The organism is Yoonia maritima (assembly GCF_003003285.1).
GTDB lineage: Bacteria > Pseudomonadota > Alphaproteobacteria > Rhodobacterales > Rhodobacteraceae > Yoonia > Yoonia maritima.
The window spans coordinates 1-13,345 of the sequence record NZ_PVTP01000021.1 but is presented as its reverse complement, the minus strand read 5'-3'; the positions used below and the strand labels follow the sequence as shown (position 1 = coordinate 13,345).

General features: G+C 55.0%; 13 protein-coding genes. 3 read left to right on the top strand and 10 right to left on the bottom strand.

Going from position 1 to position 13,345, the window contains the following annotated elements; translation table 11 throughout:
* Positions 1 to 99 precede the first annotated feature (99 nt).
* Genes CLV80_RS18130 through CLV80_RS18120 form a run of 3 tightly spaced genes read left to right on the top strand, consistent with a single transcriptional unit; the run spans position 100 to position 3,124 of the window.
* Positions 100 to 396 (top strand): hypothetical protein, encoded by a 297-nt coding sequence (locus tag CLV80_RS18130; protein ID WP_243394628.1) that lies wholly within the window; start codon positions 100 to 102, stop codon positions 394 to 396.
* Positions 396 to 1,229 carry a shikimate dehydrogenase family protein gene (locus CLV80_RS18125; protein WP_106359354.1) on the top strand — a complete coding sequence of 278 codons (834 nt, stop codon included), beginning with the start codon at positions 396 to 398 and terminating at the stop codon, positions 1,227 to 1,229. Before CLV80_RS18130 ends, CLV80_RS18125 begins: the two co-directional genes overlap by 1 nt.
* Before the next feature lie 8 nt (positions 1,230 to 1,237).
* Positions 1,238 to 3,124 (top strand): bifunctional sugar phosphate isomerase/epimerase/4-hydroxyphenylpyruvate dioxygenase family protein, encoded by a 1,887-nt coding sequence (locus tag CLV80_RS18120; RefSeq protein WP_106359353.1) that lies wholly within the window; start codon positions 1,238 to 1,240, stop codon positions 3,122 to 3,124.
* An 8-nt stretch (positions 3,125 to 3,132) separates the two neighbouring features.
* Here CLV80_RS18120 and CLV80_RS18115 read toward each other — a convergent pair whose 3' ends face one another.
* The 10 genes from CLV80_RS18115 to CLV80_RS18070 all read right to left on the bottom strand — a co-directional run bounded on the left by CLV80_RS18115 (position 3,133) and on the right by CLV80_RS18070 (position 13,153).
* A complete protein-coding gene (locus CLV80_RS18115; RefSeq protein WP_106359352.1) occupies positions 3,133 to 4,077 on the bottom strand; it encodes an XdhC family protein in 945 nt (314 codons plus the stop codon).
* A 2-nt stretch (positions 4,078 to 4,079) separates the two neighbouring features.
* Complete coding sequence (locus tag CLV80_RS18110; protein WP_106359351.1) at positions 4,080 to 4,529, bottom strand: SRPBCC family protein; 450 nt, start codon at positions 4,527 to 4,529, stop codon at positions 4,080 to 4,082.
* Positions 4,530 to 4,640: 111 nt separating this feature from the next.
* The gene (locus CLV80_RS18105; RefSeq protein ID WP_106359350.1) at positions 4,641 to 5,237 is read right to left on the bottom strand and encodes a nucleotidyltransferase family protein; all 597 of its coding nucleotides are present in this window, start codon (positions 5,235 to 5,237) and stop codon (positions 4,641 to 4,643) included.
* A complete protein-coding gene (locus tag CLV80_RS18100; protein ID WP_106359349.1) occupies positions 5,230 to 6,033 on the bottom strand; it encodes an XdhC family protein in 804 nt (267 codons plus the stop codon). Before CLV80_RS18100 ends, CLV80_RS18105 begins: the two co-directional genes overlap by 8 nt.
* Positions 6,030 to 7,211 (bottom strand): vWA domain-containing protein, encoded by a 1,182-nt coding sequence (locus tag CLV80_RS18095; protein ID WP_106359348.1) that lies wholly within the window; start codon positions 7,209 to 7,211, stop codon positions 6,030 to 6,032. The genes CLV80_RS18100 and CLV80_RS18095 overlap by 4 nt, the downstream gene beginning before the upstream one ends.
* Positions 7,208 to 8,083 (bottom strand): AAA family ATPase, encoded by an 876-nt coding sequence (locus CLV80_RS18090; protein WP_106359347.1) that lies wholly within the window; start codon positions 8,081 to 8,083, stop codon positions 7,208 to 7,210. Before CLV80_RS18090 ends, CLV80_RS18095 begins: the two co-directional genes overlap by 4 nt.
* Positions 8,084 to 8,135: 52 nt before the next feature.
* Positions 8,136 to 10,553: an aerobic carbon-monoxide dehydrogenase large subunit gene (locus CLV80_RS18085; RefSeq protein WP_106359346.1), complete on the bottom strand. Its 2,418-nt coding sequence runs from the start codon at positions 10,551 to 10,553 to the stop codon at positions 8,136 to 8,138.
* Positions 10,550 to 11,044, bottom strand: coding sequence for a (2Fe-2S)-binding protein (locus CLV80_RS18080; protein ID WP_106359345.1), 495 nt, complete (start codon positions 11,042 to 11,044; stop codon positions 10,550 to 10,552). The genes CLV80_RS18085 and CLV80_RS18080 overlap by 4 nt, the downstream gene beginning before the upstream one ends.
* 10 nt (positions 11,045 to 11,054) lie before the next feature.
* Entirely contained in the window at positions 11,055 to 11,909 is an 855-nt protein-coding gene (locus CLV80_RS18075; protein ID WP_106359344.1) for an FAD binding domain-containing protein, read from the bottom strand.
* 134 nt (positions 11,910 to 12,043) lie between these two features.
* The gene (locus CLV80_RS18070; RefSeq protein ID WP_106359343.1) at positions 12,044 to 13,153 is read right to left on the bottom strand and encodes an MHYT domain-containing protein; all 1,110 of its coding nucleotides are present in this window, start codon (positions 13,151 to 13,153) and stop codon (positions 12,044 to 12,046) included.
* Positions 13,154 to 13,345: the final 192 nt, after the last annotated feature.

The following is a 13,345-nucleotide window of genomic DNA, read 5'->3' as shown; positions in this document are numbered from 1 at the left end:
CTCGTGCGCGTCGATCTGCGGTCATCAGATGCGCGGCAGCACCGTAGTAGCCGTCATGCTTCGGCATACTTTCATCGCTGAAATGATTGCGCTTATGCGGTGAACAACGCGATCAGTGACGTGTATTGGATGCTTGGCTTTGGCGTCTTTGGTTATTTCATGCGCCACTATGGCTATCCGCTGGGGCCGGTGATCCTTGGGGTGATTTTGTCACGTTTGTTGGACGACAACTGGCGCCGTGCGATTATCTCAGAGCGTGAAGACCTTGGCCGGTTCTTTGGTGGGCTGTTTTCAAGCCCTCTGTCGACGGTACTCTTCGTTGCGGTCGTATTGATCTTTGTCTCGCAGACCCCGCTGTGGACCCGTGCGAAATCCATGATGCGAGGAAAGGCGTGATGAAGGATACGTTTCGTCTAGGCTTGATCGGGGATAATATTTCCCGGTCGCGGTCGCCGTTGCTGCACCGGCTGGCTGGTGATCAAAACAACATTGCTGTTACCTATGACCGGCTGGTTCCTAAGGACCTAAACGAGACATTCCAGCAAACGTTGGCCTATTGCCAGACAGGTGGCTATCGCGGAATTAACGTGACGTACCCCTACAAAGAACGCGTTATGCCGGCCCTGCGGATTAATGACCCGCTGGTGCGGGCAATTGGTGCAGCCAATACCGTTGTTTTCGAAGGCGACGCGGCGGTTGGGCATAACACTGATTATTCAGGTTTCGTGGCCGCCTATCAGCGTGTTCGCCAAGATGTGAAACCGGGTCCGGTTTTGATGATTGGTGCAGGTGGTGTTGGGCGCGCTGTTGCCTTCGGACTTGCAAAACTGGGTGCCGCAGAGCTGCGATTGGTTGATCGCGATACTGCCAAAGCCCAAGCATTGGCCAAAGCCTTAAAGCCTGTCGCCCCCGACATGAAGATATCCATTTCTGATGACGCGTCCGGCGCGGCTGACGGTGCCGAAGGCCTGATAAACTGTACACCGGTTGGCATGGTCGGGTATGATGGGACACCGTTACCGTCAACTGCGATGGCCAATGCAAAATGGGCCTTTGATGCAGTTTACACGCCCGTGAATACCCAGTTTCTTAATGATGCAGCGGCCCAAGGCCTGACTGTCATTTCAGGATGGGAGCTGTTCTTTTTTCAGGGTGTGCATGCTTGGCGCATCTTCTCGGGGCAGACGGTTGATGAAACACGACTACGCGATGATCTTCTTCTTAGTTAGGAACCGTCATGAAAACGTCCATTGCCACCGTATCAGTCCCGGGAAATCTGCGTGAAAAGCTAGAGGCGATCGCCGCAGCCGGGTTCAGTGGCGTTGAGATTTTCGAACAAGACTTCATCGTGGATGATGGCAGCCCAGCCGATGTCGGACGGATGATCCGGGATCATGGGCTTGAGATCACGCTGTTCCAACCGTTCCGCGATTTTGAAGGTCTCCCGGATCCACTGCGCGCCAAAGCGTTTGAACGCGCGCAGCGAAAGTTTGAACTGATGCAGGAACTTGGCACTGACCTAGTGCTGTTTTGTTCATCGGTTCACCCTGCAAATCTGGGTGGGATTGATCGCGCGGCCGATGATTTTGCGGCATTGGGTGAGATCGCGGCAGAGCACGGTATTCGCGTCGGATACGAGGCACTGGCCTGGGGCCGCCACGTGAATGACCATCGTGACGCGTGGGAAATCGTGCGTCGCGCAGATCATCCAAATATCGGCCTGATTCTAGATAGTTTCCACACGCTAGGACGGGGCATTGACCCGGACACTATTCGCCGGATTCCGGGAGATAAGATATTCTTTGTACAGCTCGCCGATGCGCCGCGTATCGAAATGGATTTGCTATATTGGTCGCGGCATTTCCGGAACATGCCTGGCGAAGGCGATCTGGATGTACTGGCGTTTACGCAGGCGGTGATGGCGGCAGGCTATCGCGGGCCGATCAGTCTTGAGATTTTCAACGACCAGTTTCGCGGTGGCAGCGCAAAAAGCGTCGCGCGTGATGGGTATCGGTCTTTGCTGAACCTAATGGACGACGTGCGCCGCGCAGAGCCTACGATATCAGTGGATATTGCCGATTTTCCTGCGCGTGGCGATGTGCAGGGCGTGGCCTTTATCGAATTTGCGTCGCGTGGCGAAGAAGCGCGCGCGCTTGAGGCGCTTTTGCGTGGGCTAGGCTTTGCACAAGTCGGCCAGCATATTTCCAAGGCGCTGACTCTTTGGCAGCAGGGCGACATTCGCATTCTTATCAACGAAGAAACCGCCGACCTTGCCGCGTCTATCTTCCTGACGCATGGGACGAGCATCTATGACATCGGGCTGTCGGTCGGTTCCGCTGCCGACACGGCGGCCCGCGCAAAGGCGCTTGGTGGTAAGCCCTTTGCCCAAGCGCTAAGCCAAGGGCAGATCGAAATCCCGGCGATCCGGGGGCTGGGTGGCAGCGTTTTGCATTTTCTTGACGGATCGCAAGCGCTGTCGGATGTTTGGACCGCCGAATTTAAGCCGGTTGAACAAGCTGATCAGGGCGTTGGGCTGACACGGATTGATCATGTCGCTCAGACCATGACCTATGATGAAATGCTAAGCTGGTCGTTGTTTTACACTTCGCTGTTTGACATGAAAAAAGCAGCAATGGTCGATGTTACCGACCCCGATGGGTTGGTGCGCAGTCAGGCGCTAGAAGGTAAGTCAGACGCATTTCGGATCACGCTAAACGGTGCTGAAAGCCACCGGACTTTTACAGGGTCGTTTCTTGCGGACCGTTTTGGTGCGCCTGTACAGCATGTTGCGTTCGCGACAGATGATATCTTTGCAACAGCGGAGAATTTGGCAAAGGATGGTTTCGTACCGCTACCAATGACAGAAAACTACTATGCTGATCTGGAATCGCGCTTTGATATCCCAACACAGACGCTTGCGGACTTGCGTCGGTACAACATTCTTTATGACCGATACGAAGTTGAAGAGTTCTTTCAATTATATTCAAAACCGTTCGCGGGCGGCATGTTTTTTGAAATCTTAGAACGCAAAAATGGCTACATTGGTTACGGGGCACCAAACGCCCCGTTCCGTATCGCCGCCCAAAAACGTTTGCTCCGCGCTAAGGGCGTGCCTCGAGGGTGACATTGTCCTTAGCCGCGATATGCATCGACGATTTCGGTGATTGCCGACAGCGCTAAGGTATATGAATCGCGCGCTGCCGAAATCACACCAATTGGCCCTTTGATCCGGGAAACGTCCTGTTTGTTGGCGCCCCGAGACAATAGTCGTGCGATACGCTGTTCATGCGTGCGCGCACTGCCCAAAGCGCCGATGTAAAACGGGTTTCCTCGCAGCGCAGCTTCAAGGATGTTTGGTTCCCAGTCGTGGTCGTGAAACAAAACCAAAACGGCAGTCCAAGCATCCAGCTCCAGATCGATACTTACGTCTTGTATGACCAAATGTTTGAAACTTTGACGCTGTGTGCCGCTGACGTAATTGGCCGCTTGTTCGTCCGGAGATAACACATGGTATTCAATATTCATCGCGGCTGCGATTTGCGCAACAGCAGCCAATGGCGGACCAACGCCTGCGATAATTAGTCTGAGTGCTGGGACGTGGGATGCGGAAAAAATTCCATTATCCCAACCCGTGACTTTATGTTGTAGATTCAGCCTGACAAAACCACTGCCCGCAGAAAAGACCAGAGTAACAGCTTGACGCTGCATTAGTCGTTTCAACGCCTCTTTGCATTTTACGTGATCAGGAGAGGGATCTATAAGAATATTAACGGTTCCCCCGCATGGCAAACGCAGATCCATAAATGGGCTTCCCACGCCATAGATCACTTCACGCTGTTTTCCATCATTGATGGCATCGATGGCCTGAACGCATAGATCGGCATCAACACAGCCATGTGAAACGTAGCCGGCCATTTGACCGTCAGCGCGGACTGCGACTAGCGTACCGACGGATCGTGCTGATCCACCCGACACGCCCGTCACCACGCAAAGCGCACAAGAGATTTGCGCGCTCTGGCAGTCCTGAACAAAAGCCAAAATATCCTCGGCATTTTCGAGGAACTGACGGTTTTGCATTTCTAGGCTTCTACCTCATCCACGACTTCCGCGAACTTTTTAAAGAACTTTGATGCCAGCTTTTTCGCGGTGCTTTGGATCAATCGCGAGCCAAGCTGGGCAAGTTTTCCGCCGATTTCAGCTTTGGCGGTGTAGGTAAGGATAGTCGCGCCATCGACTTCTTTCAATGTAACATCAGCGCCGCCCTTGGCGTGGCCTGCAGCCCCACCGTTGCCTTGGCCCGTTAGTGAAAACGCTTCCGGGGCGCCGGATGTGTCAAGCACCACATCGCCTTTGAAACGGGCCTTTACGGGCCCAACCTTCAGCACGACCTTTGCTTCTAGTTCGGTGTCGGAATGTTTGATCAGCTCTTCGCAGCCCGGAATGCATTGCTGCAGTATTTCCGGATCATTTAGCGCCTCGTAGACGCGGGCCATTGGTGCGTTGATCGTGATTTCGTCGTTCAGTTCCAAGGTGTTTTCCTTTTTAACAACATGGGAATTTAATTGAGGCCAAAATGGCGGCCTGTTCTTCGCTAAGAGGGGCAGGTTTGCATCGATGCAACAGCCGGGTCACAATGCGGATCATGGCGTTAGCTCCTCTTGTTGAGTGAGGTTGTCCAAGTCTTTGGGCGTGTCGATGTCTTGGAAAAATGCATGTTGGTCTGTTTCGACAAACTTCACCAAGTCAGGGCTCTGGCGTGTAAACATATAACACCCCGGGTTTCGTTTGTCGGCTAAAAGCCTAGGCATTAGCGCATGAGGGACCACGACGGGGTTGCCCCGATTGTCCTCGCAGATAGGTATGGTGATTTTGGCGGCGCTGTGTTGTGCCAAGAGCCATGACAGATGCTTTGGTGTTAAGCGTGGTTGGTCTCCAAGCACGACCAAGGTGCTTTCCGCTTCGGGGGAGGCGTTTAATCCGCAGGCCACCGATGTTTTTTGACCCTTGGCATAGTTTGGGTTGAACATGAACGAGACTGGCAGGCCGGACAATGCCGCCTTGATCAAATCGCTTTGGTGCCCGGTCACGACTGTAACTGGCGCATCGCAGGTTGCTATGGCGGTCATTACGGACCGCCGGATCATTGGTGTTCCGTCAATTTCGATTAGCAGTTTGTTGGTGTCACCCATGCGGGTCGACATCCCTGCAGCCAAAACAATTGCGGCACAGTTATACATTTGCGTCGCCTTCATCACGTTGGTTTTGCCGGCGAATTTGGGTGAGCTGGGCAAGGATCGACAGCGCGATTTCGTCAGGCGTCACCGCATTGATCGACATCCCGGCAGGTGCATGGATTTTAGCGACCGCCGTTTCAGCGATCCCTTCTTTGATGAGCCGATCTGACAGGGTGTCGAACTTTCGTTGGCTCCCAACGAACGCGATGAATTGCGCGTCGGCATTTAGAGCCGACTTAAGGGAGGCGAGATCGTCCTTGCCCTGTGTTGCGACCACAATCATCCGGGTTTCACCGTCCGTAAGGGGGGTGGGTGCGTCTTCCGCAGCGCCCTCTGCCACCGCCCATTGAAATTGCGTTGCCAGTTTGGCCAGAGATTTGGCGACGGGAGAAACCCCGTAAATCAGCAGCTCGGGCATCGGGAGGATCAGTTCTATAAAGATGTCGACTGAGCCTTTGGATGGGCAGCCATTGACCGCGAATCGCACGCCGTCAACGTCGTCGCCCGGTGTGATGCCTTTCTCGTTCAGTAGGTCGCGCGGGTGCAGCGAAATCAGCTGCGGCGCGCGTTCGGTCATGGCGCGTTTGGTTGCCTTAGCAATTGCACCGCGCACGCAGCCTCCACCAATCCAGCCGTGTAAAATCGCGCCGTCTGCGCCTAGCAGGGCCTTGGCGCCGGGTTTGGCGGCGGTGGCACCCATCGTACGAATGACGGTTGCGATCGCAAAAGGTTCGCCCCGTGCGCGCATGTCCTTGGCCATTTCGGCAATGTCGGCATCTGTTAGCTCGGCTGGGGTCATAGGCGTGTTAGCTCTCGTTCTAGATCGGCCAAATCGGCAAGGCGGTTGGCGGGGCGGAACAGATCAAGGTGGGGCATTGCCGCGACCATGCCGCGGGCGACAGGTTCGTATCCGGCCCATCCTTTTAACGGGTTCAACCAGATGATTTTGCAGCCACGCTTTTTGAGTGTCGCAAGTGCCTCGCCAATTAATTCAGGGGTATCGGTGTCGTAGCCATCAGAAAGGATCAGCACGACAGTCCGACCATCGACAAAACGTCGGGCGTAGGTACGAGAGAACTGCATCAGTGACGCACCGATCTTGGACCCGCCGCCAAAGCCATCGGCAAGGACGGACAAACGCCCCAATGCCCGGATCGCGTCTTTATCACGCAATGCTTCGGCGATACGCACAAGTCGGGTGTGGAATAGATACGCATCACTTGTTGTGTCAGCGCGCATGAGGCCAGCGATGAACGCCAAAAAGACTTGGGCATAGGTGGTCATTGATCCCGACACATCGCAGATCGCGACGATCTTCATCGGGCGGTCGGGACGGCGTTTCTTGAAAAGCTGCAAAGGTTCGCCACCCGTTGATAGGCTTTGCCGTATCACCTTGCGATAATGTATCTGGTCGCCTTTGCGGGCTTGTTTGCGGCGGCGTGATCGGCGGTCACGTAGCGCAGCGCCCAAGCGTTCGGCGATCTTTTGTGCCTGTAGGATATCCTCGGGTTGCACGAGGTCGCGCAGGTCCTTTTTCATAGTCGCCTGTGCGATGCTGGCCATCAGTTTGCCTTCGCCATCGGCTTCGGCGGCACCGTCATCGCCGTCAGGCGTTGTTGGGGCACCGGCGCCGGTATCAGCGTCGGACCCCTTGGCGTTGCGTGAAGAGTGGACGTGGTCGGATGCGGGTGTTTGTGTCGGGATGGTCTTGTGGGCCACCCGACCACCGTTCATCCAAAACGCATCAAATAGGTCATCGAAACGTTCAACATCTTCGGCACATCCACAGCAAATAGCCCGCAGCGCATGGCGCGTTTCGTGTGGTGAGGGGGCGTGGACATGCGTGAGCGCGTGAAGGCCTAGCTCAGTCTCTCCAACGCCCAACCGCATCCCATTATCGCGCAGATGTGCGATGAATCCGCTCATCCTTGCGGCAGGGCCCGGATCTCGGCCCGCAAATTTGGTGACGCGGCTCATGCGGCTTTGCCTGCTAGGCGCTGCGCGACTTCGGTCGTGATGTTGTCGCGGTCGGATTGGGTTTTCAGCAAAGTCGCAAGGCTGGCCTGTAGAACGACGGGATCATGCGTTAGGTCAGCGATGCCAAGCCCCATCAGGGCCGCGGCAAAATCCAACATTTCGGCAATGCCGGGTTTCTTTTCGAGGTCTTCTTTGCGCAGCGATTGCACAAAGGCGATGATCTGACCCGCGAGCGCTTCCTCGATCCCAGCGCAACGCGCGTTCAGGATTGCCAATTCGGTTGCGCGGTCGGGATAGGCCACATGGGCATACAGACAGCGCCGGCGCAGCGCATCAGACAGATCGCGCGTGCCGTTCGCAGTCAGGATAACGATCGGTCGCGTGACCGCATTGATCGTGCCAAGTTCTGGCACCGTTACCTGAAACTCTGAGAGTATTTCGAGCAAGTATGCTTCGAATTCTTCGTCTGCCCGGTCAACCTCATCTATCAACAGAACAGGTGATTTTTCTTGCCTGATCGCCTTGAGTAGGGGGCGTTCGAGCAAGAAATCTTCGGAGAAGATACGTTCTTCGACCTCGCGCCCTGTTTCACCGTCCTCTGCGGCAGCGCGGATCGATAGCAATTGCCGTTGATAGTTCCATTCATAGATCGCCTGCGCGGCATCTAAGCCTTCATAGCATTGTAGGCGGATTAACTGGGTGTCCTGAACCTGTGACAACACACGCGCCACTTCGGTTTTGCCAACGCCAGCGGCGCCTTCCAGCAGCAAAGGGCGGCCCAAGGCAAGTGCCAGATGCACTGCCATAGCGAGATCATCGTCGGCAATATAGCCTTGATCCGCCATAGCGGTTTGCAACGTTTTCCAGTCCATGTCGAATTCCGATCCGTGCAGAGGGTGGCCTTTGGTGGCCACCCCGTTTTGCTTAGTCGTGCAACCCAAGTTGGTTTGCAGCCTGCCAAATCCGCCAGTGGTCGTGCGGCATATTGGTGTGCCGCAGTCCAAAGGCGCGGAAGGCATCCTGTACCGCATTCGAGAAACACGGCACGCCACCAACATGGGGGCTTTCGCCGACGCCCTTTGCCCCAATCGGGTGATGTGGGCTTGGGGTGACGGTATAGTCGGTTTCGTAGTTTGGTACTTCCCATGCGGTTGGCAAGAAGAAGTCCATCAGCGTCCCGGTCTTCACGTTCCCTAGCTTATCATACGCGATTTCTTGACCCAAAGCGACGGCAAGAGCCTCGGTCAGGCCACCGTGTACTTGTCCTTCGATGATCATCGGGTTGATACGTGTGCCGCAGTCATCCAGCGCATAGAAGCGGCGGATTTCAGGAACACCTGTATCAACGTCGATGTCCATCACGCAGACATAGGCCCCAAAGGGGTAGGTCATGTTGGGTGGATCATAATAGCTGACAGCCTCAAGACCTGGTTCAATCCCCGGAATGGCCTGATTATAGGCCGCATAGGCGATTTCTTTCATTGTCTTGAACTTTTCAGGGGCGCCTTTGACCACGAAACGGTCGATGTCGAATTCAACATCATCGTCGTGGACCTCTAGCAGGTAGGCCGCAATCATCTGTGCCTTTGCACGGATTTTGCGCCCGGCCATTGCTGTCGCCGCACCAGCCACAGGGGTGGACCGGGAACCATAAGTGCCCAGCCCATAAGGCGCTGTATCGGTGTCGCCTTCCTCGATAGTGATACTGTCGGCCGAGATGCCGATCTCGCTTGCTAGAATTTGCGCAAATGTGGTCGCGTGACCCTGACCTTGCGAAATTGTCCCAAGCCGTGCAATCGCGGACCCTGTTGGGTGGATACGGATTTCACAGCTATCGAACATACCCATCCCAAGGATATCGCAGTTCTTGACCGGGCCTGCGCCGACGATCTCGGTAAAGAAGCTAAGGCCGACGCCCATTAGCTTGCGGGTTTCACCGCGTTTGAACGCCTCGACCCGCTCGGCCTGCTCTTTGCGCAAACCATCATAATCGACGGTCTTGAGCGCCTTGTCCCAGGCGGTGTGGTAGTCGCCGCTGTCATATTCCCAGCCAAGCGCGGCTGTATATGGGAACTGCTCTTTTTTGATAAAGTTGATACGACGTAGTTCAGCGGCATCCATGTCCAGTTCAATCGCGAGAACCTCGATCATGCGTTCGATGAAATAGACGGCCTCTGTCACACGGAACGAACAGCGATATGAAACGCCGCCCGGTGCCTTGTTAGTGTAGACACCATCGACAGCCAGATAAGCGACCGGGATGTCATAAGATCCGGTGCAAATGTTCATAAAGCCCGCAGGGAACTTTGTCGGGTCCGCACAGGCATCAAAGCCACCGTGGTCGGCTGTCACGTGGCAGTGCAAGCCAGTGATTTTACCGTCCTTGGTCGCAGCAATCTTACCGGTCATCCAATAGTCCCGCGCAAATGCGGTGGACATCAGGTTTTCCATCCGGTCTTCGACCCATTTGACGGGCTTTCCGGTTACGATTGATGCCACGATAGAGCAGACATAGCCGGGGTAGACCCCAACTTTGTTCCCGAAACCACCACCGATGTCAGGGGACACAACGCGGATGTTGTGCTCTTCGATGCCGGACAACAATGACGCAACCGTCCGCACTACGTGTGGGGCTTGGAAAGTGCCCCAAAGGGTTAGCTTACCGTTGACCTTGTCCATCGAAGCAACCGAGCCGCATGTCTCAAGCGGGCAGGGGTGCGTGCGGTGATAATACATGGTTTCTTCTGCCACGACCTCGGCATTGTCCAAAACCTGATTGGTGCCGGTTTCGTCACCTTGTTCCCATGTGAAGATATGGTTGTGGTGTTTGCGTGGGCCATGTGCGCCCTCTGTCTGGCCCGCTAGGTCTTCGCGCAAAACCACGTCGGATTTCAGCGCCTCGAACGGGTCAGTCAGAACGGGAAGTTCCTCGTATTCCACCTCGACCAATTCCACGGCGTCCGCCGCGACATAGCGATCAGAAGCGACGACAAAAGCCACCTCTTGTCCTTGGAACAGGACCTTGCCGTCAGCCAGAACCATCTGTTTGTCACCCGCAAGCGTGGGCATCCAATGTAGGTTCAAAGGCGCAAGGTCTTCGGCGGTCAGAACGGCCACAACGCCGGGTAGGGCCATTGCCGCATCTTTGTTGATCGAAACAACCCTTGCGTGGGCATAGGGCGACCGCACAAAATCACCGTGGAGCATGCCCGGCAACTTAATGTCATCGACATAGTTGCCTTTGCCTTGGGTGAATCGTGCATCCTCGACGCGTTTGCGCGAACAACCCATGCCTTTCAGATTGGCAGAGCGTTCTTCGCGATCTGGTGTCAAATCGTTCATTGCGCGGCCTCCTTTGCAGTGTTGATCTCACTTGCGGCGGCCAGAATGGATTTCACGATGTTCTGGTAGCCAGTGCAGCGGCAGATGTTGCCAGCCATGCCAAAGCGGACTTCTTCCTCGGTTGGGTTTGGATTTTCCTCTAGCAGTTTGGTTGCGCGGATGATCATGCCGGGTGTGCAGAAACCGCACTGCAACCCGTGATGTTCACGAAAGCATTCCTGAAGGACGTGCAGCGCATCAGGTTCACCGATGCCCTCGATTGTAGTGATCTCTGCGCCATTGGCTTGGGCCACGAACATAGTGCAAGATTTCACTGACTTGCCGTTCAGCGTAACCGTGCAGGCCCCGCAGTGGGACGTGTCACAGCCAACGTGTGGGCCTGTGATATCAAGTTTTTCGCGCAGCGCGTAAATCAGCAGCTCGCGTGGTTCAGCAAGAAACTCTTTGTCCTCGCCGTTCACTTTCAATTTGATGTGCATTTTGTCAGTCATGGTTCCCCCCTCAGGCCCGCGACCACGCGCGTTCGATGGCGCGCGTAAGAATGATACCAGCAACGTGGCGTTTGAAGGCGACAGGCCCGCGGTTGTCTTCGGCAGGGTCAATGTCTCCTAGCATCGCAGCGACCGCCGACTTGACCGCAGCTGCGTCGCAGGCGGTGCCGACCAGTGCGTCGCAAGCGGCCTCTGACCATACTGGAACATCGCTGAGGTTTGTCATCGCGACAGAGGCGGATTTGACTGAACCACCGACCTTAACGATCTGAACAGCCGCCGCCGCCGTGGCGTAGTCACCAATTTTGCGCTTTTGCTTTTCATAGGCATAGCCGCCTTGCGGGGTGTCCATGCTGACCGAAACGAGCACTTCGTCGTCTTCGCGGTCGGTCATATAGGCCGCTTCGTAATAGTCGCGCGCGGCAACCGTGCGTTCGCCGTCTGGGCCGATAAGGTGGATTTGCGCATCAAGGCATTGCATCAGGCCGGGCATGTCGTTGCCCGGATCACCATTGGCCACGTTCCCCCCGACCGTGCCCATGTAACGTACCTGTGGATCTGCAATCTGAAGTGCCGCTTCGCGCAGGATTGGCGCAGCAGCGGTCAATCCATCGTGATTGATCAGATCGTGCTGTGTGACCATCGCCCCAATCGTGATCCGGCCCTGATCGACCGAAATGTCGCTAAGTCCGTCGATGTCCTGAAGGTCGATAAGGTGGGGAACTTCCGCCATCCTTAGTTTCATCATTGGGATCAGGCTGTGCCCGCCCGCCATTACACGCGCGTCATCGCCGTGTTCCTGTAATAGGGCTATCACTTCGTCCATTCCCTTTGGACGATAGTAATCGAATGCCGCTGGTATCATGCTGGTCCTCCCCGCCATGAATTAATCTAGCTGGGGGAATGGTTGTATGCGGCCGCATACGCCGCACGTGTTTTTCCTTTAAATAAGCGTATTTTTGCACGAAATGCGAAAGAGGCTACACGAAATCCGCCTGACTATACGCCGAGCACCTCACGCACCTTCTGCAATTGAGAGCGGCTGACGGGAACCTTCGCAAGATTGGCAAGCTCAAAATGACAGACCCCGTTATCTTTGAGTCGTTCAAAACCTTTCACATATGCTGGGTTAATTAAGTAGCTGCGATGGGTTTTGATAAATGGCCCGGTTTTCAATCTTTGTTCAGCTTCGGTGATCGACCAAACGCAAAACAGCTTGCCGGTTTCGGTGTAGAGATGTGTGTAGTGACCCTCGGCCCGAATGGCGGCGACAGTCTTTATGTCAATGAACAACGTACGCCCGTCTTGTTCATATGGAATTTGCTTAGTGATGATCGGTGTCGCTGCAGTCGGTTCTACTGACGGTTTGTCGGCAGGCGAGGGGACATCAGGCTGGGCAGGCGTCAAGAACGTGACGCCAGTCAGCAAGAACGCACCGCATAGGACAAAGCTGCTAAGCACGACACCAACCGCGAGCACTTCGTTACTGACCAAAGGGCCGACTTCCCGCAGGGTTTCAACCGCAACAAAGGACGTTCCCCAGATTGCGATGAAATGCACGGCGAACACCGCAAAGCCAAATACCAAAGTTCCTAGCACGATATTGCGTTGCGTGCGCTTTCCATAGGCGATGGAAAAGGCCGCGATATTCAATGCACATGACGACACGACAGCAAGCGCAAGACCGAGCGGGGTGTAGAGCGCCTGACATAGTTCCATCGCTGACATGCCAAGGTAATGCATCGCCAAAACGCCAATGCCAACAATCGTCCCTGCCAGCACCAACGTAGCTCGCGTCCGTTGCCAGAAATGCAGAATGAGCAAGGCAGTCCCGGCCACAAGAATCGCCACCAGCGCAGAACTAAGCGTCACCGCAGCGTCGTAGTAAAACAAAATTGGCAGTTGCAGGCCCAGCATGGCGACAAAATGCATCGACCATATGCCACCGCCCAACGCGATGGCAGCTAAGACAATCAGTACTTTTCTTTGGGCAACACTGCGCTCTGACAGCCCTTTGGTTAACGAAAATCCGGTAAAGCCCGACATCATCGCAACAAGTAACGATGCAACAACGAGAGCAGGGCTATGAGAAAAATCGAGGATCTGCATTGATCTCATCTAGCTCAAATTGATGCCATCTCGCAAGTTTTGCTTCAAGGACGGACCTAGCGTTTCTTGCCGAGACATTTTTACGAACCAAATACCTCTGTCCGTCGTCAGGTTTTTTGGAACCAAAGCGGGCCTAAACTAAGAGAGAGTCTGGCTCATCTGGTTGGTTTGATTATGCGGCGTGTTGGCGGT